Genomic DNA, 20820 nt, shown 5'->3' with positions numbered 1-20820 from the left:
GCGCAACAGGTACTTTTCATGGACGTCCCCGATGAGCGATTCCCTTCACCTTCATAACCCCGACCACGGCCACGGCCACGGGCATTCCTGCTGTGCTGCAAAAGCAGCACCGTCGGTGGTCAACCTCGGCAAAACACCGACGGACGGTGCGCGGCTGAGCAGCTTTCGCATCCAAGCCATGGATTGCCCCACCGAGCAAACGCTGATCCAGAACAAACTCGGCAAGCTCGAAGGTGTGCAACAGCTGGAATTCAACCTGATCAACCGAGTATTGGGCGTGACCCACGACTTGCCCAACGACACCCCGATCATCAAAGCGATCGAGTCCCTCGGAATGCAAGCCGAGGCGTTGGCCGACGGCCAGGATAACCCCACCCACACCCCACCCGCCCCAGCCAAGCCCTGGTGGCCGCTGGCGTTGTCCGGCGTCACGGCACTGGCTGCCGAGGTGATCCATTTCACCAGTGCCGCGCCTGATTGGGTGGTTGCCCTGGTCGCGCTGGTGTCGATTCTCAGCGGCGGCCTCGACACCTACAAGAAGGGCTGGATTGCCCTGAAAAACCTCAACTTGAACATCAACGCCTTGATGAGCATTGCCGTGACCGGCGCCGTGCTCATCGGCCAATGGCCGGAAGCGGCGATGGTGATGTTCCTGTTTACCGTGGCCGAGCTGATCGAGGCGAAATCCCTCGACCGGGCGCGCAACGCCATCAGCGGCCTGATGCAAATGACGCCGGAGCAAGCCACGGTGCAACAGGCCGACGGCACGTGGCAGGTAGAGGACGTAAAAACCATCGCCCTCGGCGCAAGGGTGCGGGTTCGTCCTGGCGAGCGGGTTGGGCTGGACGGTGACGTGGTCGCTGGACGCTCGACCATCGATCAGGCACCCATTACCGGTGAAAGCCTGCCGGTGGAAAAAACCGTGGGCGACAAAGTGTTCGCCGGCACGATCAACCAGGCCGGCGAGCTGGAATACACCGTGACCGCCGTCGCCGACCAGTCCACCCTGGCGCGGATCATTCACGCCGTGGAGCAAGCCCAGGGTTCCCGGGCGCCGACCCAGCGTTTCGTTGATCAATTCTCGAAAATCTACACCCCGGCGGTGTTTGCCCTGGCCCTGGCCATGGCGGTCATCCCACCGCTGTTCATGGACGCGAGCTGGTTCGACTGGATCTACCGCGCACTGGTCCTGCTGGTGGTGGCCTGTCCTTGTGCGCTGGTGATTTCCACCCCGGTGACCATCGTCAGCGGCCTGGCGGCTGCGGCGCGCAAAGGCATATTGGTCAAGGGCGGCGTTTACCTTGAGGGTGGCCACAAACTCGATTATCTGGCTTTGGACAAGACCGGCACGATTACCCATGGCAAACCGGTACAGACCGATTACGTGCTGCTGGACCCGGCTCTGGAGACGGCGGTCCCGGCCCTGGCCGCCAGCCTCGCGGCGCGCTCAGACCATCCGGTATCCCAGGCGATTGCCGAGGCGGCTGTGGATAAAAACCAGCCGCAGCAGACTGTGGATAACTTTGCGGCGCTCCCTGGCCGCGGCGTCCGCGGCGACATTGGTGGCCAGACCTATCACCTGGGCAATCATCGCCTGGTGGAAGACCTTGGCCACTGCTCCCCTGAGCTTGAAGAGAAGCTCTTCGCCCTGGAAAAACAAGGCAAGTCCGTGGTGCTGCTGCTCGACAGCACAAAACCCTTGGCGCTGTTTGCCGTCGCGGACACCGTCAAGGATTCCAGCCGCGAAGCCATCCGGCAACTGCATGACCTGGGTATCAAGACGGTGATGCTGACCGGCGACAATGCCCACACCGCCGAAGCGATCGCTAGGCAGGTGGGCATAGATCAGGCCCGAGGCGACCTGCTGCCAGAGGACAAGCTACACGCCATCGAAAGTCTTTACGCCCAAGGCCACCGCGTCGGCATGGTCGGCGACGGCATCAACGACGCCCCGGCGCTTGCCCGCTCGGAAATCGGTTTCGCCATGGCGGCGGCCGGCACCGACACGGCCATCGAGACCGCCGACGTGGCCTTGATGGACGATGACCTGCGCAAGATTCCGGCATTCATCCGGCTGTCGCGGCAGACGTCCAGTATCCTGAAGCAGAACATCATCCTGGCGCTGGTCATCAAGGCGATCTTTCTCGGCGTCACCTTCGCCGGGTTAGCCACCATGTGGATGGCGGTGTTTGCCGACATGGGGGTGAGTCTGCTGGTGGTGTTCAATGGGTTGCGGTTGTTGCGCAAGTAAGCATCCACAGGGGTCTTCACTAATCACAGACGCCATGGACAACAAAGCCCCTGTGGGAGCGAGCTTGCTCGCGAAAGCGTCGGGTCAGTTTGCATGATGTTGACTGATACGCCGCTATCGCGAGCAAGCTCGCTCCCACAGTTTCGCTTTGTGTCGGCTGAGATATCCGCGTCCGACATGGACGCGCCTCAATCACGCTTCGGCTCGCGGATCTTGTACCAAGCCACGTACAACGCCGGCAGGAACAGCAGCGTCAGCAGCGTGGCGACGATGATGCCGCCGATCATCGCGTAGGCCATCGGCCCCCAGAACACTTCCCGGGCAATCGGGATCATCCCCAGGCTCGCCGCGGCAGCTGTCAGCAGGATCGGCCGACGCCGATGCTCGGTGGCTTCCACCACGGCGTCCCACGGCTCGTAGCCGTCACGCTCATACTCATCGATCTGGGTCACCAGGATCACCGAGTTACGGATGATGATGCCGATCAGCGCGAGGATGCCGAGGATCGCCACGAAGCCCATGGGCGTGCCCGTCGGCACCAGCGCCAGCACCACGCCAATCAGGCCCAACGGCGCGACGCTCGCCACCAGAAACAGCTTCTGCACGCTGTGCAGCTGGATCATGAGGAACGTCGCCATCAAGAACAGCATCAGCGGCACAACGCTGGCGATTGGCCCTTGGGCCTTGCTGCTTTCTTCCACCGTACCGCCGGTGGCGATCTTGTAGCCCACTGGCAATTTGGCGGCGAATTTGTCGATGTCCGGTTGCAGTTGCCGCACCAGGTCCGTGGGCTGGATTTCATCGCGCACGGCGGCCTTGATGGTGATGGTGGGCTTGCGGTCGCGACGCCATACCAGCGGCTGCTCCAGCTCGTAACGCACCGTGGCGAAGGCCAGCAATGGAATTGACGTGCCGCTCGGGGTAACGATCTGCAGGTTCTGCAGGGTTTCCGGCGAGCCGCGCTCGGCGTCTTCGGCGCGCCCTACCACGTCGATCAGGTAGATATCGTCGTTGACCTGGGTCACCGGCGAGCCGCTGACGATGCTGTTCATCAGCCGGGCGACATCGTCCGAAGACAAGCCCAGTTGCCGCGCCTTGTCTTGGGCGATGTCGATGCGCAGCACTTTGCCTGGCTCGTTCCAGTCGTAGATGATTTCGCCGATGTGGGAGTTCTTGTCCAGCTCGGTGGCCAGCTCGATGGCGTGCTTGCGCACCTGGTCGATGTCCTTGCCGCTGACGCGATACTGGATCGGACGGCCCACCGGCGGGCCCATTTCCAGGGCCTGCACGTAGCTGCCAATGCCGACGAAATCCTCCCGCAGGCGTTTCTGCAGACGTTCGGTCAGGGCCGCGCGCGACTCCAGGCCCTTGCTGACGATCACCAGTTGCGCGTAGTACGGATTTTGAAGCTGTTGGTCCAGCGGCAGATAGAAACGAATCGCGCCTTCGCCGATGTAAGTACTCCAGCGCGCGATGTCCGGGTCATCCTTGAGGGTCGCTTCCAGGCGATCGACCGCCTTGCGCGTCTCGTCCATCGAGGCGTTCTGCGGCAGGTTGAGGTCCACCAGGATCTCTGGGCGGTCCGAGGACGGGAAGAACTGGTTCTGCACGAAGCGCATGCAGAACACCGCCAACGCAAACAGCAACACCGTGATGCCAATGGCCCACCAGCGATTGCGCATCGCCCACAACAGGCCACCGTTGAAGGCCCGACCAATGCGCCCCGGCTCGGCGCTGTGGGGTTTGATGTTGGTACTCAGGATGTGCACGCCGATCACCGGCGCAAACAGCACCGCGACGATCCATGACACCAGCATCGCCACGGCAATCACGGCGAACAGGGTGAAGGTGTATTCGCCCGCCGAACTGGCGTTCAGGCCGATGGGCACGAAACCGGCCACGGTGACCAGGGTCCCGGTGAGCATGGGGAAGGCGGTCGAGGTATAGGCAAAGGTGGCGGCCTGGTCCTTGGTGTCGCCTTTCTCCAAGCGGGTGACCATCATCTCCACGGTGATCATTGCATCGTCCACCAGCAGGCCCAGGGCGATGATCAGCGCGCCGAGGGAGATCCGCTGCATGGTGATGCCGCTGTATTCCATGAAGACAAAAACCATCGCCAACACCAGCGGGATCGAGCAGGCCACCACCAGCCCCGCCCGGATGCCGAGGCTGATGAAACTGACGACGAGCACGATGATCACCGCCTCGAACAACGCGCTGGTGAAGCCGCCGACGGCCTCCTCCACCACTTCGGCCTGGTCCGACACCGTGTGCACGCCGACGCCCACCGGAAGGTCGGCGGTCAGTTCGTTCATGCGTGCATGCAGGGCCTTGCCGAATTCCTGGATGTTGCCGCCCTTCTTCATGGCGATGGCCAAGCCAATGGCCGGCGTGCCGTTGAAGCGGAACATCGGTGTGGCGGGGTCGACGTAGCCACGGCGGATATCGGCGATGTCGGCCAGTCGATAAAAGCGGTCGTTGAGTCGCAGGTTGACGTTGGCCAGGTCCTTTTCCGACTGGAACTGGCCCGAGGTGCGCACGGAAATCCGCTCTGGCCCGGCGTCGATCACACCGGCCGGGGTCACCGCGTTCTGCGATTGCAGGCTCTGCACCACTTGGCGCTGGTCGATTCCCAGCGCCGCGAGTTTGCGGGTGGAGAAATTCAGGTACAGCACTTCGTCCTGCTCGCCGACCATTTCCACCTTGCCCAGGCCAGGCACCTCGCGGATCTCGGCACGTACTTGCTCCACGTAGTCACGCAACTGACGCATCGACAAGCCGTCGCCGGTGAAGGCGTACACCGAGCCATAGACGTCACCGAACTCGTCATTGAATCCCGGCCCTTGGAGGCCTTCCGGGAAATCGCCGCGAATGTCGTTGATCTTCTTGCGGACCTGGTACCAGATCTCGGGAATCTCTTCGGCGCCAGTGGTATCGCGCAGATAGACGAATACCGTCGATTCCCCGGGTCGGGTGTAGCTCTTCACATAATCGAGGGAGTCGAGCTCTTCGAGTTTTTTCTCGATGCGGTCCGTGACCTGCTTGAGGGTTTCTTCCTGGGTCGCGCCAGGCCAGCGCGTCTGGATGACCATGGTCTTGATGGTGAACGAGGGGTCCTCTTCGCGGCCCAGATTCAGGTACGAAAACACGCCCATCAGCAACGCGACGAACATCAGGTACCACACGAACGACTGATGCCGCAGGGCCCATTCCGATAAGTTGAAAGGCCCTTTCATCGTGCTTCCTCGTCGAGTTTCACTTTTTGCCCCGGCTGGAGACTGTTCACGCCAGCGCTGACCACGCGGTCGCCGGGCTTGATGCCGTTGGCCACCAACACCGAGCCGTCCGACCGTTCCAGCACCTGCACGTCCCGTGGCGAAACCGTCTGGTCCTGCGGGTTGATCAGCCAGATTCGCGACTTGCCATCAACCTCTTGCAAGGCGCTGAGAGGCAGTTCGATGCGTGGCTCGATGGCCGAGCTCAGGGTCACGCTGATCGCCGTGCCCAGGCGAAATCCCGGTGGAGTATCGGTCAGCGTCAGGCGCGCGCGACGGGTGCGGGTGGCGCTCTGGGCCTGGGGCTCGATTTCGCGCACGATGGCCGTGGTGCGGGTCGCCGGGTCCAGTTGCGCGGCGACTTCGAACACCACGTCCTCGGGCAGGCGCTCGGCCAGCCCGGCAGGCAGGTCGATCACCGCTTCCTTCACGTCGGGCCGGGCCAGGGTCACTACTTGCTGGCCGGCGGTCACCACTTGCCCCGCCTCGGCATTCCAGGCCGTGACAACAGCGTCATGGTCGGTATGCAGCTCGCTGTAGTTGAGCTGATCGCGGGCTTGCTCCACCGAGGCCCGGGCCTGCTCCAGGGACGCCGCGGTGGTTTTCAGGTCCGTCTGGGCGATGTCCAGTTGCGCCTGGGCACCGACCCCTCGGTCGAATAATTGTTGCTGCCGGCGAGCGTTGGCCTGGGCATTGATGTACTGCGCCTGGATCCGCGCGAGATCGCCTTGGGCAGCGCGCAATTGGTTCTGCTGATCAGTGGGATCGAGTGTCGCGAGCAGGTCGCCCTTCTTCACCTCGGCGCCGACATCGACGTTGCGGCTGGCAATGCGGCCCGGCACCCGGAACCCCACGTTGGTCTCGTAACGCGCCTGGATATTCCCCGCGAAACGTCCCAGCGCCTGTTGGTCCAAAGCCCGGACTTCGATTGACAACACCGGTCGCACCGGCTCCGGCGGCGCCTCTTCCTTCGAACAGGCGGCCAGCAGCAGGCCGGCCAAGACCATCCATAAGCGCTTCATGGCTGGGCTCCTGTCGGGGCTTTGGCGTAATTGTTTTCGGCGACCTCAACGCGCACGCCAGGATGGAGCAGCTGCCCGCCAGCAATGATGACCTTCTCGCCGCCCTTGAGCCCGTCGCTGATGATGACCTTGCCGGTCAAGTAACGACCGACCGTGACCGTATGCAATTGCGCCTTGCCTTCGTCGTCCACCAGCCACACGGCGGGCTCGCTGAGGTTCTTGGTCAGTGCCGACCAGGGCAGTTCCACGGCCGTCTTTCCGGCGGACTTGGCCGTGGCGCTGACCACGGATCCCAGGCGCATGCCTTCAGGCAAGTCATGAAGCGTGACCTTGACCTGCACGGTGCCGGTCTCGGCGGACACCGCCGGGGTGATCTCACGCACCGTACCGGTGGTCTTGATAGCAGGGTTGTCCAGCAGACTAATGGTGATAGCCGGGTCCGACGGCGGTTCGCGCAGCAGAGATTCATAGATGTTGAACACTGCGTCACGTTCACCGTCCCTGGCCAGGCTGAAGATCGGCTCGGTGGCCTGGACCACCTGGCCGACTTCCGCCTGGCGTGCCGTGATGATGCCAGGCGCCTCGGCGATCAGCGCGGTGTAGCTCAGCTGTTCGCGAGCATTGGCCAGTTGTGCCTGGGCCGCCGTCATCGCGCTCTGGCTACTGCGCAGTTGAGCCTGGGCCGCGTCGTATTCACTCTGGCTGGTATAGCCTTTGGGCAAGAGCTTTTGCTGGCGCACGAAGGCGGCGGCGCTCTGCTTGACCCGCGCCTGTTCGGCGGCCACCTGGGCTTCGGCGGAGTCGACGTTGGTCTGCAAGTCGCGAGGATCGAGCCGGGCCAACACTTGCCGGGCCGAGACCCGGTCACCGACGTCAACCTTGCGCTCGATGATCTTGCCGCTCACGCGAAACGAGAGGTCGGCCTGAACGCGGGCCTGGACATCGCCGGTCAGCGTCACGGAGGCCGCGTATTCGCTGGGCGTGGCTTGCTGTATGAACACCCGTGGCAAGGCTTTTTCCTCGGGTTTCTTATCACCGCACCCCGTCAACAACGCACACACGCCCAAGCCAACAATCAATTTGATTCCGGGACCAGTCATGCAGACTCCTTTGCGTTGTACCGACGTACCAGTGACGATACGACTCTGAGCTTAGAACAGGGTTCACCGAATGCACGGCAATCGGGCAGACTTGATTGCGACCACGCAAAGGAAATATGCATGCTCAAGACATTGGCGGTGGCCAACTACCGATCCATCAATAAATTGGTCATCCCGTTGGGTCGGTTGAACTTGATCACCGGCCCTAACGGCAGCGGCAAATCCAATCTGTACAGGGCCTTGCGACTGTTGGCGGAGACGGCACAGGGCGGAGTGGTAAATGCCTTGGCCCGTGAAGGCGGGCTGGATTCGACCTTCTGGGCCGGCCCCGAAGAAATCAGCCGGCGCATGCGCAACGGCGAAGTGCCAGTGCAGGCGGTCGTGCGTCAGGGCACCAAGCGCCTGCGCCTGGGATTCGCCGGTGAAGACTTCAGCTATTCGATCGCGCTCGGCCTGCCAGCGCCCAGTCAATCGGCGTTTTCACTGGACCCGGAAATCAAGCGCGAGTGCATCTGGGCCGGCCCCGTGTTCCGACCGGCCAGCCTGCTGGTGGACCGCAACGGGCCGATGGTCCGTGCCCGCGAAGGCCGTTCGTGGGATGTCCTGTCCCAGCACACCCCGACCTTCGATAGCCTGTTCGACCAGGTCGGCAGCCTGCATGCTTCGCCGGAAGTGCTGCAAATGCGTGAATTCATCCGCCGCTGGCGCTTCTATGATCACTTTCGCAGCGACGCCGACGCCCCGGTGCGCCAACCGCAACTGGGCACACGCACACCGGTGTTGCATCACGATGGGCGCGATTTGGCCGCAGCCCTCCAGACCATTTTTGAAATCGGTGACGTCGACGCGTTGCATGGGGCCATCGGCGATGCGTTCCCCGGTGCCCATCTGCACATCGACAAGCTGCAAGGCGGACGTTTCGCCATTGCGTTCCAGCAACACGGCCTGCTACGGCCGCTGACCGCCGCCGAACTGTCGGACGGGACCCTTCGCTACCTGCTGCTCGTGGCCGCGCTGCTCACACCGCGACCGCCGTCGCTGATGGTGCTCAACGAACCGGAAACCAGCCTGCACCCCGACCTGTTGCCGGCCCTGGCGCGCTTGATCATCCGCGCTTCGGCCAGTTGCCAGGTCTGGGTCGTATCCCACGCCTCGCGCCTGATTGCCGCGCTGGAACAGGATGAGGACTGCAATTGCATCGTGCTGGATAAAGATTTTGGGCAGACCGGGATTGCCGGGCAGCGCGCGCTGGATGAGCCGGCGTGGCATTGGCCGGACTAGTCGGCGCCAGATAGACCGCCTTCGCGAGCAGGCTCGCTCCCACAGTAAACCTTCAGTGAACACAGAACTGTGAGCATATGAAAATCCATTGTGGGAGCGAGCTTGCTCGCGATGGCTATCGGAAGGTCACCTCAACAATCAGAGAATCACCCCTGCCACTTACCCCCCTCGACAATCACGCTCTCAGGCTTGGTGTCATCGCTCAGTTCCTTGCGCACATATTGGTCGTACAGCTTGAGCAGGTATTTCTCTTCCCCCAGCTTCGCCAACTCGGCATTGACCCAATCACGCAGCTCGACATTGCCCTTCTTCACCGCCGGTGCGATCGGCGCTTCGGCGCCCAGTGTCTGCTCAAGCACCCGATAGCCGGGGTTCTGCTTGGCCCAACTGAACAGCACCAGATTGTCCTGGGCATAGGCATCGCCACGGCCGTTGGCCAATGCTTGCAAGGACTCGGAATTTTTCTCGAACTTGAGCAGTTTCCAATCCGGGTGATTCTTGGTCAGCCAGATATCCGCCGTCGTACCGGTCGTGACAATGGTGGTGCGGGTCGCCAGGTCATCAAGGCTTTTCACCGTGCTGGCCTGCGGCACCAGCGCCTGTACCGCGACCTTCAGATTCGGATTGGTGAACTCCACCGCTTCCTTGCGCTCCGGGGTCACGGTCATGTTCGCCAGGATCAGGTCGACCTTGTCACTTTGCAGGAACGGAATCCGGCTCGCCGGCTCGACCGCCACAAACTCGACCTTGTTTTCATCGCCAAGCAGGTCCTTGGCAAATCGACGACCGATGTCGGTATCGAAGCCTACATACCGCCCCGCCTCGTCGACAAAACCAAACGGCGGCTTGTCCGTAAAGACGCCGACGATCAGCTTGTCCCGCGCCTTGATTTTTTCCAGGTAGCCGGCTGGCGCGCTGCTCTGGCTGGCGGTGTTCGGCTTCGGCGGTTCTTCGGTTTTATTGCAGCCGGCCAGCAGCGCAACAGCGAGCAATGGCAATAGCAGCAGAGAAGACTTGGCAGTTTTCATGACAGTTCCAGTTCCTTTGTTTGAGTCGTGTTGGGTAGTGCGGCGACGTAGGAGAACTTCTCCAGGAACTGCTGCGCTCGTGCGGTTTGCGGGTTCGTAAAGAAAATCTCGGGAGGGTTTTGTTCAAGGATGCGCCCGGCATCCATGAACACAATGCGGTCAGCCACGGCACGGGCGAACGCCATTTCGTGGGTGACGATCAGTAGGGTCATGCCTTCGCGAGCCAGGCCCTGGATGACGTCCAGCACCTCCTTGACCATTTCCGGATCGAGGGCGGCGGTGACTTCATCGAACAACATGACCTTGGGGTTCATGCACAGCGAACGCACGATGGCGATGCGTTGCTGCTGGCCGCCAGAGAGCTGGCGCGGGAAGGCATCGCGCTTGTCCAGCAGGCCCACCCGCGCCAGCAGGGCTTCGGCCTGGGCGCGCGCTTCGCGGCGGTCGCGTTTTTGCACCTTGACCGGGCCGAGCAGCACGTTGTCGAGCACGCTCATGTGCGGGAACAAGTGGTAGCTCTGGAACACCATGCCGATCTGTTGCCGCACTTCGCGCCAATCGGTGCCTTTGTCCAGCAGCTCGCGTCCGGCAAATGCCAGGCTGCCACCGTGGGCCACTTCCAGGCCGTTAAGGCAACGCAGCAAGGTACTTTTGCCGCAACCGCTGGGGCCGAGGATGACGATCACTTCGCCAGTCTTCACGTGCAGGTCGATGCCGTCGAGCACCTGCTGTTCGCCGAAAAACTTGTTGAAACCCTTGAACTCGATCAATGCGCTCATGCTTGCGTCCAGCGCCGCTCCAACACGCGCGAGGCGGCCGAGAGCGGGTAGCAGATGAAAAAGAAAAACAGGAACAGCGCGCCGTAAATCAGCACGGATTCGTAGGTACGCTCGATGATCTGCTGGCCGACCTTGATCACGTCCACCACGCCGATCAGCACGGCCAGGGAGCTGGTCTTGATGATGCGGGTGTAGACGTTGATGGTCGGCGGCGTCATGCGCCTGAGCGCTTGTGGCAGCAGCACATGGCCGTAGAGTTGCGGCCCGTTCAGCCCAATCGACAAGCCCGCCTCCCGTTGGCCCCGCGGCAGCGAATGCAAGGCGCCGCGCACCACTTCGCCGACCTCACTGGCGCCCCACGACGACAACACCAGGACGGCACACCAGAAGCTTGGAATGCTCAGGCCGAAAAGAATCGGCAGACCGAAAAACAGCAGGTACAACCAGACCAGCACCGGAATCGCCCGAAACAGCTCCAGATAGACCCGCAGGACGGCGTCCAGCCACTTCACGCCCAATGTCCGCAACACGCCATAAAGCACGCCGCCAACAGTGCTGAAGGCGATTCCCAGAAAGGAAATCGACAAGGTTTGGACGGCGCCCTCGCCCAGTTGCGGCAACGACACCCACAGCAACTCAAGACCCGAACTGGCCATGCTGGAGCCTCCTTTCCAGACGGCTGAGCAACAGCGACAGCGGCAAAAACAGCAGCACGCAGATCAGCGTCAGCACGGCGAGCATTTCGTAGGTCTTGTAGTAGAGCGCGATGTAGCTTTTGGTGGTGTAGAGAATCTCCGGCACCGCCACGGCCGAGACCACGGTGGTCTCCTTCAGCAGGAAAATGAAATTGGCGAACAGTGACGGCAGGCTGAGGATTCCGGCCTGCGGCAGGATCACGTAGCGCAGCAATTGCCCGTGGGACAGCCCGATGGAGCGACCGGACTCCAGTTGCGCCTGGGGCACAGCATCCACGCCGGCCCGCAGCACTTCCGTGAGGTAGGCGCCGCCCAGGAAGGTCATGGTGATGATCGCCGCCGCAAACCCCGAGATCTTGATGCCCAGCACCGGCAAGGCGAAATAGACGAAGAAGAGCTGGATAAGCAGCGGTGTGTTGCGGGCCAGTTCCACATACAACCCCACCAGGCGTTGCAGATAAGGCGTGCGCAGCACCAGGATCGTCGCGTTGACCAGCGCCACCAGCAGCGACGTTACGATGGCGATAAGACCGACCTGCAGCGTCACGCCCACAGCCTTGAGAAACGCCGGGAGGGTGCTGAGGATAAAAGCGTAATCGAAGTTCATTGAAGATCCTGGACGCCACTGGGTAAGCGGCGGTGATGCGGTCCATGGGCAGCGGATGACTGCTCGCAGGCACTGACTTTATAGGTATAAGAAGTAGAATTTAAATACCGTTAAAGCATATTAATATCACACAAAAAACTATCTTCGGATTTGCCGGAAAGGACAAAGACGACTATTTTCCTTGCGCCGCAGGGAGGATCCTTTCGACATCCCCTCACCATTACAAGGAAGAAAAAAAATGGCTGACGTGAAAGTGCCGCAGCGACTGGAACCGCAGGAAATAGTCAAATTATTGGTGGCGTTGCGCCGGGCGTTGAAGACCAGGGTGGCCTGATTTTCGCCTTTGATCTTGTGGCGAGGGAGCTTGCTCCCGCTGGCCGGCGTAGCAGGCCCCCAGCCGTCCTTCATGCAGATCGCATTAGCGGGTTTTGCGACTGCTGCGCAGCCGAGCGGGAGCAAGCTCCCTCGCCACAGGTAATCCTGTCCCTGACCCCAAGCAATCTTTCGAGCATAAAAAACGCCGACGCTGTACCAGCCATCGGCGCTTGAAACTTTTTATCGCGTGAATCAGAACGCCGGCAGTACCGCGCCGCTGTACTTCTTCTCGATGAACGCCTTCACTTCCGGGCTGGTCAGGGCCTTGGCCAGTTTCTGGATGGCGTCGCTGTCCTTGTTGTCCGGACGGGCGACCAGGAAGTTCACGTAAGGCGAATCCGAACCTTCGATCACCAAGGCGTCCTTGGCCGGGTTCAGGCCTGCTTCCAAGGCGTAGTTGGTGTTGATCATGTCCAGGTCAACCTGATCCAGCACGCGCGGCAACATGGCCGATTCCAATTCCTTGAACTTGAAGTTCTTCGGGTTCTCGGCGATGTCTTTCGGCGTCGCCAAGGCGTTTTTCGGATCCTTGAGTTTGATCAGGCCAGCCTTCTGCAGCAGGATCAGGGCCCGGCCGCTGTTGCTGCCTTCGTTAGGGATGGCGATGGTTGCGCCGTCCTTCAGCTCAGCCAGGCTCTTGACCTTTTTCGAGTAGCCGCCAAACGGTTCGACGTGCACGCCGATTACGGTTACCAGATCAGTGCCTTTGCCTTCGTTGAAGCTCTTGAGGTACGGCAGGGTCTGGAAGTAGTTGGCGTCCAGGCGCTTTTGGTCAACCTGTACGTTGGGTTGAACGTAGTCGGTAAAAACCTTGATCACCAGGTCCACGCCTTCTTTGGCGAGGGCTGGCTTGATCAGCTCAAGGATTTCGGCGTGGGGTACCGGGGTGGCTGCGACGACCAGCTTCTCTGCGGCCTGGACCAGGCCCGAGGTGAGGGCTGCCGCCAATGCGGTGAACAACAGAACCTTTTTCATGCGGTGTCCTTATCGAAAATCACAGGCGTCATGGACGACGGCCATAAGTAAAGTGCCAGCGAAGTGCTATCGCTGGCGTGATGCGCAAGATACCGATAATTTTTATGCCTTAACAATATCTTTTATTCAAGTTCATATTCATTTTACTCATAAAGGAAAACCGCAGATTTTTGTGACGAGGGAGCGAGCACCTTCGCCGCCGTTGAACGGGTCCGGTCTAGAGCGTTTGGCTCAATTGAACGAGCAACGCTTTGAGGGCCAGGCGTTCGGTTTCCGAGCCCTGGGCGATAACCTGCGCCGCCTGGCGGTCGATCAGTCCCAGGGCCGTTGGCCGGGACGGCAGGTTCAAATGCTCCGGCAAAATCTCGTCCCCCGTGCTCACCAGCAATGCAAAGTGAATGACGTTTTCCAACTCACGGGTATTACCCGGCCAGCTGTGCCCCTCAAGGGCATGCTGCGCCGCTTCACTGATCAGCGGCACCGTCAAACCAAGCCGCTGGCTGTAGATGCCCAAGAAGTATTCGGCCAGGGACAGGATGTCGCCCACTCTTTCGCGCAAGGCCGGCAGCTCAAGCTGACCCTCGCAAAGGTAGTGGTAGAGCCGATCATGGAATTTTCCAGCCGACACCGCTTGCGCCAGATCGATACTGGTGGCCGCGACCAGGCGTACGTCCACCGGACTGGGCTGGTGAGCGCCAACGCGCGTGACCTCATGGTTCTCCAGGGCCGCCAGCAATTTGATCTGGATCGGCAACGGCAAGTCGCCAATCTCGTCCAGGTAAAGCGTGCCGCCGTTGGCCGAGCCGAACCACCCCGCCCGGCTGCTGGCTGAACCGCTATGGCTGCCAGCGGCGTAGCCAAACAACTCGGCATCGGCGTAAGTAGGGCTGATGGCGCCGCAATTGACTGAGACAAACAACCCGCCCCGATTGCTTTCGCGATGGATGTGCCTGGCCAACAGCTCCTTGCCGGTGCCGGTTTCGCCGCGGATCAACACCGAGACCGAGCGCGGTGCCAATCGCTCCAGCTCCTGGCGTAACTGCCGCGAACGTGGGTCGACGAAAACCAGCGCCTTGGCGCGGATGCTCAGCGGGCTTTTTTCCGAGTCGGGAAAGGTCAGCAATGGCTGGCCAAAGGTTTCGTGCAAGGTCATGGCAGGCTCCCGCCCAAACCGCCGGGAGACGGAGGGCACTAAAAATTCAGGCACGACGCAGGGCGTGATGCTCCATGCGCGTTTGCAGGCGGTAGAGATAAGCGAAACCCTGCTCCCAACGCTGATGTCCGGACTTCACGTTGATATGCCCGGCCCCCGCCAGAATCCCGGCCTCGGCCCCCCAGTTGCGTGCAAGCTCCAGCGCGCGCGGGGCACTGACTGCCGCGTCGTTGTCGGAACTGACCACTTGGCTGGGGAATGGCAGCAGGTTCGTCGGGATCGGCGCGAAATTGCGCAACGCCGGGGCGCAGGCCGGCCGCTCCACATCCGCCGGTGCCACGAGCAACGCGGCGCGCACCTGTCGTAACAGCTGCACCGGAGCTGTAGCAGCCCAATGGGCAACCGTGATGCAACCCAGGCTGTGCGCGATGAGAATCACCGGCGTGCTGTCAGCGGCGATGGCTTCTGCCAGCGCGGCGACCCAATCTTCTCGGCGTGGCGTCAACCAGTCAGCCTGTTCGACCCGGGTGCTATTGGGCAGGCTGGCCTGCCAGTGGGTTTGCCAATGATTGTCTGGCGATCCTTGCCAGCCCGGCACGATCAGGTAGCGAATCGATTCGTTGCGCATGGGGCTCTCCCGCGTATCTGTTTGCGGACGAGTATAAGGAGGAGAGCTGCATTGCTTAAGGAATAAGAAGCTATTTATTAAGGCTTAAATAGAATAAGTGATCAGCCCATGGGGAAGCGCGCTTGCTCGCGATCTGTTGTGTCTGGCATCGGCACTGATTGATAGCTCGCTAGCACAAGTATTGCAGCATAAGCCTCAACCACTTCGGCCCTTGCGCAGCAGCACGTCGAGCTGATCCACCACCACCGCCCAATCGGCATCTTCGAGAATTTCATCACGCAGCAATTGCCGCTGGCTCTCGTTCCAGAAGAATGCGTCGGCAAGATGCAATTCGGGCTTGAGCGGCGAGTGGCTGGCGATGAATTGATCAATGCTGACGGCGTCGTCGGGCAGGCCGAGTTGTTTGAACAGCGCGGGAAGGTTATGGATCGGGGTTTCCATGCGAAACTCCTGAGCATGAAAGGATCGGCTGGGGGACTCTCGCAGTCTAGTCCTTTGAAGCGAACGCTGAACCCTTTGTGGCAAGCACCTTCACCGCAGAAGCGGGATCGCCTGGACTACAACGATCTCAACGCTTCATAGGGTGCCTGCGCGTAACACCTGACCCGCTCATGCAACAGCGCCGAAGCCTCCCGGCGCTTGTCCTCGCTGTCGCCAGTGAACGCCTGCGCCGGCTGCTTGGCATGCTGCCCCACTTTTGCGAACACTCGCCTGCGTTGCTCATCATCAAGCCCGAAAAACGCCGCCAGCCTTCCCGTCATCGCCTCGGGCAGTTCGGTGTAGTCCACCGCCATTGCGGCAAACGCCTGGCAGTGCTCCAGACCTGTCGCCAACAAACGGCCCACCCGACGCGAGATGAAATCTTCCTGGCTGACGAAGGGTAATTCATCGTCGAGCACGCTCGCCCCGATCAACCCCGGCACCATGTGCATGCCAGGGCGGCGCAGATGGGAGACGGCAATTTCCAGCGGATCGCGGTACAGGAACAGCCGAGGCGTATCGGGAAAACATTCGCGCAACAGCGCCAATTCGCCGATGTTCCAGGCGTCGAGCTTGATCACCAGCCGTTGCTCCCCACCTCGACGGCGCTGCCCATAGGCCGACACCAAGCCCTTGAGCGCCACGCGCCGTCCGGCAGGCGGCAAATCACTGCGCAGCAGCGCATCCAGGGGCGGCGGCTCCGAGATGACGATGTGGTCATCCAGTTGGGCGAGCATCTGGCTGATCAGTGTCGAGCCGCATCGGGAGGCATGGAAGATGAATGCGCTGGGCGCCAGGCCGGGGCTCTGTCGCTGCCATTGGCCCAGGACGTCCAAGGGTGTCTGGCGGCGGAACACCAGGTTGAAGGGCAAGCGCAGGGCTTCTTCCACGGCATCGCCGAAGAACGGCTGCGACAGTCGTCGGTCACCGAACCAGCACCCTTTCCACAGGGGTTTTGTGGCGAACCCCATATCGAGAACAACACCCGATCAACTGTGGGAGCGAGCCTGCTCGCGATGACGTCAGCCCAGACAACCCCAAACCCCTGGCGAGGGAGCTTGCTCCCGCTGGCCTGCGAAGCAGGCCCCCAACATTCCTTCAGGCAAACCGCATGGCCCGGTTTTGCGACTGCTGCGCAGCCGAGCGGGAGCGAGCTCCGTCGCCACGGGTTCGGAGTATGACTTCAGAACGGTTCAACGCTGCATCCCCCAACGCTTCACCGTCACCCGCTCCAGACTGTCGAACACCAGGTTCTCGACGAGCAGCCCGATCAGGATCACCACCGCCAAACCGGCAAACACCTTGTCGGTGTACAGCTCGTTGCGGTTCTGGAAGATGTACCAGCCCAAACCGCCCTTGCCGCTAGTGGCGCCGAACACCAGTTCGGCAGCGATAAGGGTGCGCCAGGCGAAGGCCCAGCCGATCTTCAGTCCGGCGAGGATCGACGGCAACGCGGCCGGGATGAGGATGAACAGCACAAAGCGCAGGCCCTTGAGCCCATAGTTGCGCCCGGCCATGCGCAGCGTTTCGGACACGCCCAGAAACCCCGCATACATATTCAACGCCAGCGCCCACAGCACTGAATGCACCAGCACGAAAATCAGGCTGTTCTGTCCCAGGCCGAACCACAACAGCGCCAGCGGCAACAGGGCGATAGCTGGCAGTGGATTGAACATCGACGTCAACGTGCTAAGCAGGTCGCGGCCCAACTGCGTCGACACCGCCAGGGTGGTCAGGCCAAACGCCAGGACGATGCCCAGCAAATACCCCTTGAGCAGCACCACCAGGGAAATCCACACCTTGCCCAGCAGCTCGCCGCTGAGCAAACCGTCGTACAACGCGTTGGCGGTTTGCAGGAAGCTCGGCAGCAGCAAATCGTTGTTCTGGTAACGCGCCACGCCCTCCCACAGCACCGCCAGCGCTATCAGGATCAGGCTTTTGCGCAGCCAACCCTGTTGCCACAGGCGCTGGCCCAAGGGCAACTCCCGCTCCAGCGGCACGTGGGTCAGCGGTTGCAGATCGACTTCGTATTCTTCGCGCACTGGCAATAACTGGCTCATCAAACCCTTTCCTCAATACGCGATACGGATATCGGCAAACCCCAGCTCACGCTCGACGTCCGGCGACTGGCCTTGCTCGAACAGCAACGAATGAATCCGCCGTGCCGTGTGCTGGAAACCCACGCCGCCAAGGCTGTGCAGATCGTATTGATGGCTGTGGATTTCCGCCCGGACCCGTCCCGGGTGCGGCGACAACAGCAGAATACGATTGCCCACCACCAGCGCCTCCTCGATGGAGTGAGTGACGAACAGCAGGGTGAAACGCACCTCCTCCCAGAGCAGCAACAATTCTTCCTGCATTTTGCGCCGGGTCAGGGCATCGAGTGCGGCGAAGGGCTCGTCCATCAACAGGATTTTCGGCTGCATCGCCAGCGCCCGGGCAATCGCGACACGGGCCTTCATGCCCCCCGACAAGGTGTGGGGGTAGGCATCGGCAAACGCCGCCAGCCCCACTTTGTCGAGATAGTGCAGCGCCCGCTCTTCGGCTTCGCGACGCTTGAGCGTGCCCGAAGCCAGCAGCGCGAACATCACGTTCTGCTTGACACTTTTCCAGGGCGGCAGTTGGTCGAACTCCTGGAACACGACGATCCGGTCCGGACCCGGCGCGTTGACGGTTTGGCCTTGCAATCGGATCTCGCCTTCACTCGGCGCGATGAAACCGCCGATGGCCTTGAGCAGCGTGGACTTGCCGCACCCGGACGGGCCGAGCAGTACAAAACGGTCCGCCGGATCGACTTCGAAACTGACTTGATGGGTAGCCCGCACCACACGCTGCGGGGTGCGGTATTCCAGGCTGACGTTGTCCACCGCCAGCAACGCGGTGTCGGTGCGGGTGGCGTTGCTGGCCGCGTGGCCTTGCAATGGCGCGTTCATGACGATCAGCTCCCCTGTAACGGTTTTGCGTCCTGGAAGAAATAATCTTCCCAGGAGGCCGGTTTGTTCTTGATCGCACCGACGTGGTAGAGGAACTCAGCCAATGGGTAAGTGTTCTTCGGCGTGACGGTGAATTCGATCTGGGGGTTTTCGATGATCTTGAGCAAGGTCGCGCGGTCAATCTTGGCCTTTGTCACCCGCAGGTAAGTGTCCGCCGCCGCGCCTTTGTCATTCTGGGCAAACTCGGCGGCCTCGGTCAGGGCCTCGATGAACGCCTTGTACGTCTTCGGGTTTTCATCACGGAATTTTTCGGTGGCGAACAGTACGGTGGGCGAGTTCGGCCCGAGCACGTCATAGGAATTGAGTACGACGTGGACGTTGGGGTTTTGCAGGGCCTGATCCTGGAACGGCGGGTTGGAAAAGTGCCCGGTCAACTCGGTGCCGCCGGCAATCAGCGCGGCCGTGGCGTCCGGGTGCGGGACGGCCAGGGTGTACTTGTCGAGACGATTGAAATCCTTGTCGCCCCACTGCTTGGCGGCGGCCAGTTGCAAGAACCGCGATTGCACCGACACGCCCACCGCCGGCACCGCGATGCGGTCCTTCTCGGTGAAGTCAGCGATGGTCTTGACGGTCGGGTTGTTGCTCAGCAGGTAATAGGGGAAATTGCCCAAGGATGCCACGGCCTTGACGTTCTGCTTGCCACGGGTGCGGTCCCAGACCGTCAACAACGGCCCGACACCGGCCCCGGCAATGTCGATGGAGCCCGACAACAACGCATCGTTGACCGCCGCACCGCCCGATAGTTGGGTCCAGTCGACCTTGATATCGATGCCCTCCTCCTTACCGTGTTTCTCGATCAGTTGCTGGTCGCGAACCACGTTCAACAACAAGTAAACGATGCCGAACTGCTCGGCGATGCGAATCTCGCCTTCGGCGTGGGCGCTGGCCGGCGCGATCAGGCTGCCGGCGAGCAGGCTGAGCCCCAGGCCGATAGCTGCGGCCAACGGTGCAAAAACAAGGCGTTTGGACATGGTGATTCTCCGGGCAATTTGCGCGCTGCGCAGCCGATCAGAAAGGGGCGTCGCCCTGGATGGTGGTGCGGTACAGCTTGCGACGCAGATGGCTCGGGCAACCGGCTGCCAAGTGGATCAGCGAGCGGTTGTCCCAGAACACCAGGTCGTGGGGCTGCCATTGATGGCGATAGATGTTCTGGGGCAGCACGCTGTGGGCATACAGCTGCGTCAGGATTGCGGTGCTTTCATCCTCTGGAAAACCAACGATGCGGGTGGTGAAGCCCTCGCTGACGAACAACGCTTTACGCCCGGTTTCCGGGTGGGTGCGGACGATTGGATGCACCACTTCGGCCACCTGGGCCAGTTGCTCTGGCGTCAACGTCGGGCGCCAGTTGCCTTCGAATTTGGTCTCGCTGTAGCGCGCCGTGTAGGAATGCGCCGCCGAACGGCCCTCGACCGCCTTCCGCAGCGTTTCGGGCAAACCGTCCCAGGCCTTGTGCATGTCAGCGAATAGCGTATCGCCGCCTTCGCTCGGCAGCTCCTGGGCATGGAGCATCGAGCCGAGGCTGGGCAATTGCTTATAGGAAAGGTCCGAATGCCAGAACTTGCCGGCGTCCCCAAGGCCGACGGATTGGCCGTTTTCGATGATGTTGGAAACGATGAGGATTTCCGGATGCCCGGCCAGCAGGAACTGCTTGAGCACATGGATCTGCAGCACGCCAAAACGACGGCTGAAGGCGATGTGCTGTTCGGGGGTGATGCGTTGGTCGCGGAACACCACCACGTGATAGTCGAGGTGGGCGCGGTGGATGCGAGAGAAATCCTGGTCGTCGATGGGCCGGGACAGGTCCAGGCCGATAATCTCGGCGCCTACGGCATCGGGGAATGGACGGATCTCGAACGACTGCGGCGCGATGTTCGCGGCATTTGAATCTGGAGAAAAAGAGACGGCTGACATACATCACTCCCACGCACGGCGCGCTTCAATGGCGCGCAATCGATCAAAACTCACGGCGTTACCGTGTTGGTTTGTGTCGTGCGGCGCGCCGATTGGTCGGCAGGTACGCAGGGGGATGACTCTAAAGATATAAGAGCGTTAGTTTAAATATTAAAAACGCATAATCATATGGCCGAACCGACGGTCTGGAAACGACGCCCTTGGCGAGGGAGCTTGCTCCCGCTTGAGTGCGCGGCGCTCGTCGCTTTTCATGGGGCCGCTGCGCGA

18 protein-coding genes are annotated in these 20820 nt (G+C 61.3%); 2 read left to right on the top strand and 16 right to left on the bottom strand.

Annotation, left to right across the window (positions count from 1 at the left end; all coding sequences use genetic code 11):
* Positions 1-31 precede the first annotated feature (31 nt).
* Positions 32-2251 carry a heavy metal translocating P-type ATPase gene (locus J3P76_RS01095; RefSeq protein WP_434701410.1) on the top strand — a complete coding sequence of 740 codons (2220 nt, stop codon included), beginning with the start codon at positions 32-34 and terminating at the stop codon, positions 2249-2251.
* A gap of 188 nt (positions 2252-2439) precedes the next feature.
* On the opposite strand, the gene J3P76_RS01090 is transcribed toward J3P76_RS01095, so the two are convergent.
* From J3P76_RS01090 to J3P76_RS01080, 3 genes are read right to left on the bottom strand one after another with little or no spacing between them, the layout of a single operon-like run.
* The gene (locus J3P76_RS01090) at positions 2440-5487 is read right to left on the bottom strand and encodes an efflux RND transporter permease subunit (protein WP_434561262.1); all 3048 of its coding nucleotides are present in this window, start codon (positions 5485-5487) and stop codon (positions 2440-2442) included.
* Positions 5484-6548, bottom strand: a complete 1065-nt coding sequence (locus J3P76_RS01085; RefSeq protein WP_434608409.1) for an efflux RND transporter periplasmic adaptor subunit — start codon at positions 6546-6548, stop codon at positions 5484-5486. Before J3P76_RS01085 ends, J3P76_RS01090 begins: the two co-directional genes overlap by 4 nt.
* Positions 6545-7648, bottom strand: a complete 1104-nt coding sequence (locus J3P76_RS01080) for an efflux RND transporter periplasmic adaptor subunit (protein WP_434608411.1) — start codon at positions 7646-7648, stop codon at positions 6545-6547. The genes J3P76_RS01085 and J3P76_RS01080 overlap by 4 nt, the downstream gene beginning before the upstream one ends.
* A 120-nt stretch (positions 7649-7768) precedes the next feature.
* Here J3P76_RS01080 and J3P76_RS01075 point away from each other — a divergent pair, with 120 nt between their 5' ends.
* Positions 7769-8929: an AAA family ATPase gene (locus tag J3P76_RS01075; protein ID WP_434628088.1), complete on the top strand. Its 1161-nt coding sequence runs from the start codon at positions 7769-7771 to the stop codon at positions 8927-8929.
* Positions 8930-9075: 146 nt separating this feature from the next.
* Here the strand turns inward: J3P76_RS01075 and J3P76_RS01070 are convergent, their stop codons facing one another.
* The 13 genes from J3P76_RS01070 to J3P76_RS01010 all read right to left on the bottom strand — a co-directional run bounded on the left by J3P76_RS01070 (position 9076) and on the right by J3P76_RS01010 (position 20553).
* A complete protein-coding gene (locus J3P76_RS01070) occupies positions 9076-9957 on the bottom strand; it encodes a transporter substrate-binding domain-containing protein (protein ID WP_420766476.1) in 882 nt (293 codons plus the stop codon).
* Complete coding sequence (locus tag J3P76_RS01065; protein ID WP_420766477.1) at positions 9954-10736, bottom strand: amino acid ABC transporter ATP-binding protein; 783 nt, start codon at positions 10734-10736, stop codon at positions 9954-9956. The genes J3P76_RS01070 and J3P76_RS01065 overlap by 4 nt, the downstream gene beginning before the upstream one ends.
* Entirely contained in the window at positions 10733-11392 is a 660-nt protein-coding gene (locus tag J3P76_RS01060; protein WP_434608416.1) for an amino acid ABC transporter permease, read from the bottom strand. Before J3P76_RS01060 ends, J3P76_RS01065 begins: the two co-directional genes overlap by 4 nt.
* Entirely contained in the window at positions 11373-12038 is a 666-nt protein-coding gene (locus J3P76_RS01055; protein ID WP_420766479.1) for an amino acid ABC transporter permease, read from the bottom strand. Before J3P76_RS01055 ends, J3P76_RS01060 begins: the two co-directional genes overlap by 20 nt.
* Before the next feature lie 567 nt (positions 12039-12605).
* A complete protein-coding gene (locus tag J3P76_RS01050; protein WP_434608420.1) occupies positions 12606-13388 on the bottom strand; it encodes a MetQ/NlpA family ABC transporter substrate-binding protein in 783 nt (260 codons plus the stop codon).
* A 217-nt stretch (positions 13389-13605) separates the two neighbouring features.
* Complete coding sequence (locus J3P76_RS01045) at positions 13606-14541, bottom strand: sigma 54-interacting transcriptional regulator (protein WP_434608422.1); 936 nt, start codon at positions 14539-14541, stop codon at positions 13606-13608.
* A gap of 46 nt (positions 14542-14587) precedes the next feature.
* Complete coding sequence (locus tag J3P76_RS01040) at positions 14588-15169, bottom strand: alpha/beta hydrolase (RefSeq protein ID WP_420766482.1); 582 nt, start codon at positions 15167-15169, stop codon at positions 14588-14590.
* 195 nt (positions 15170-15364) lie between these two features.
* A complete protein-coding gene (locus J3P76_RS01035; protein ID WP_420766483.1) occupies positions 15365-15610 on the bottom strand; it encodes a DUF2789 domain-containing protein in 246 nt (81 codons plus the stop codon).
* A gap of 116 nt (positions 15611-15726) precedes the next feature.
* Complete coding sequence (locus tag J3P76_RS01030) at positions 15727-16620, bottom strand: sulfotransferase family protein (RefSeq protein WP_434628095.1); 894 nt, start codon at positions 16618-16620, stop codon at positions 15727-15729.
* Between the two features lie 222 nt (positions 16621-16842).
* Complete coding sequence (locus tag J3P76_RS01025; RefSeq protein WP_434608428.1) at positions 16843-17709, bottom strand: ABC transporter permease; 867 nt, start codon at positions 17707-17709, stop codon at positions 16843-16845.
* 12 nt (positions 17710-17721) lie between these two features.
* Entirely contained in the window at positions 17722-18582 is an 861-nt protein-coding gene (locus J3P76_RS01020) for an ABC transporter ATP-binding protein (protein ID WP_434608430.1), read from the bottom strand.
* Positions 18583-18587: 5 nt separating this feature from the next.
* Positions 18588-19613 carry an ABC transporter substrate-binding protein gene (locus J3P76_RS01015; protein ID WP_434608432.1) on the bottom strand — a complete coding sequence of 342 codons (1026 nt, stop codon included), beginning with the start codon at positions 19611-19613 and terminating at the stop codon, positions 18588-18590.
* 37 nt (positions 19614-19650) lie between these two features.
* Positions 19651-20553 carry a TauD/TfdA dioxygenase family protein gene (locus J3P76_RS01010; protein WP_434701409.1) on the bottom strand — a complete coding sequence of 301 codons (903 nt, stop codon included), beginning with the start codon at positions 20551-20553 and terminating at the stop codon, positions 19651-19653.
* Between the last annotated feature and the right edge of the window lie 267 nt (positions 20554-20820).

The sequence above is a fragment of the Pseudomonas sp. D1-36 genome (assembly GCF_051132205.1).
Classification (GTDB): domain Bacteria; phylum Pseudomonadota; class Gammaproteobacteria; order Pseudomonadales; family Pseudomonadaceae; genus Aquipseudomonas.
The sequence above is the reverse complement of the archived record's forward strand: the minus strand, read 5'-3'. Positions and strand labels throughout refer to the sequence as shown.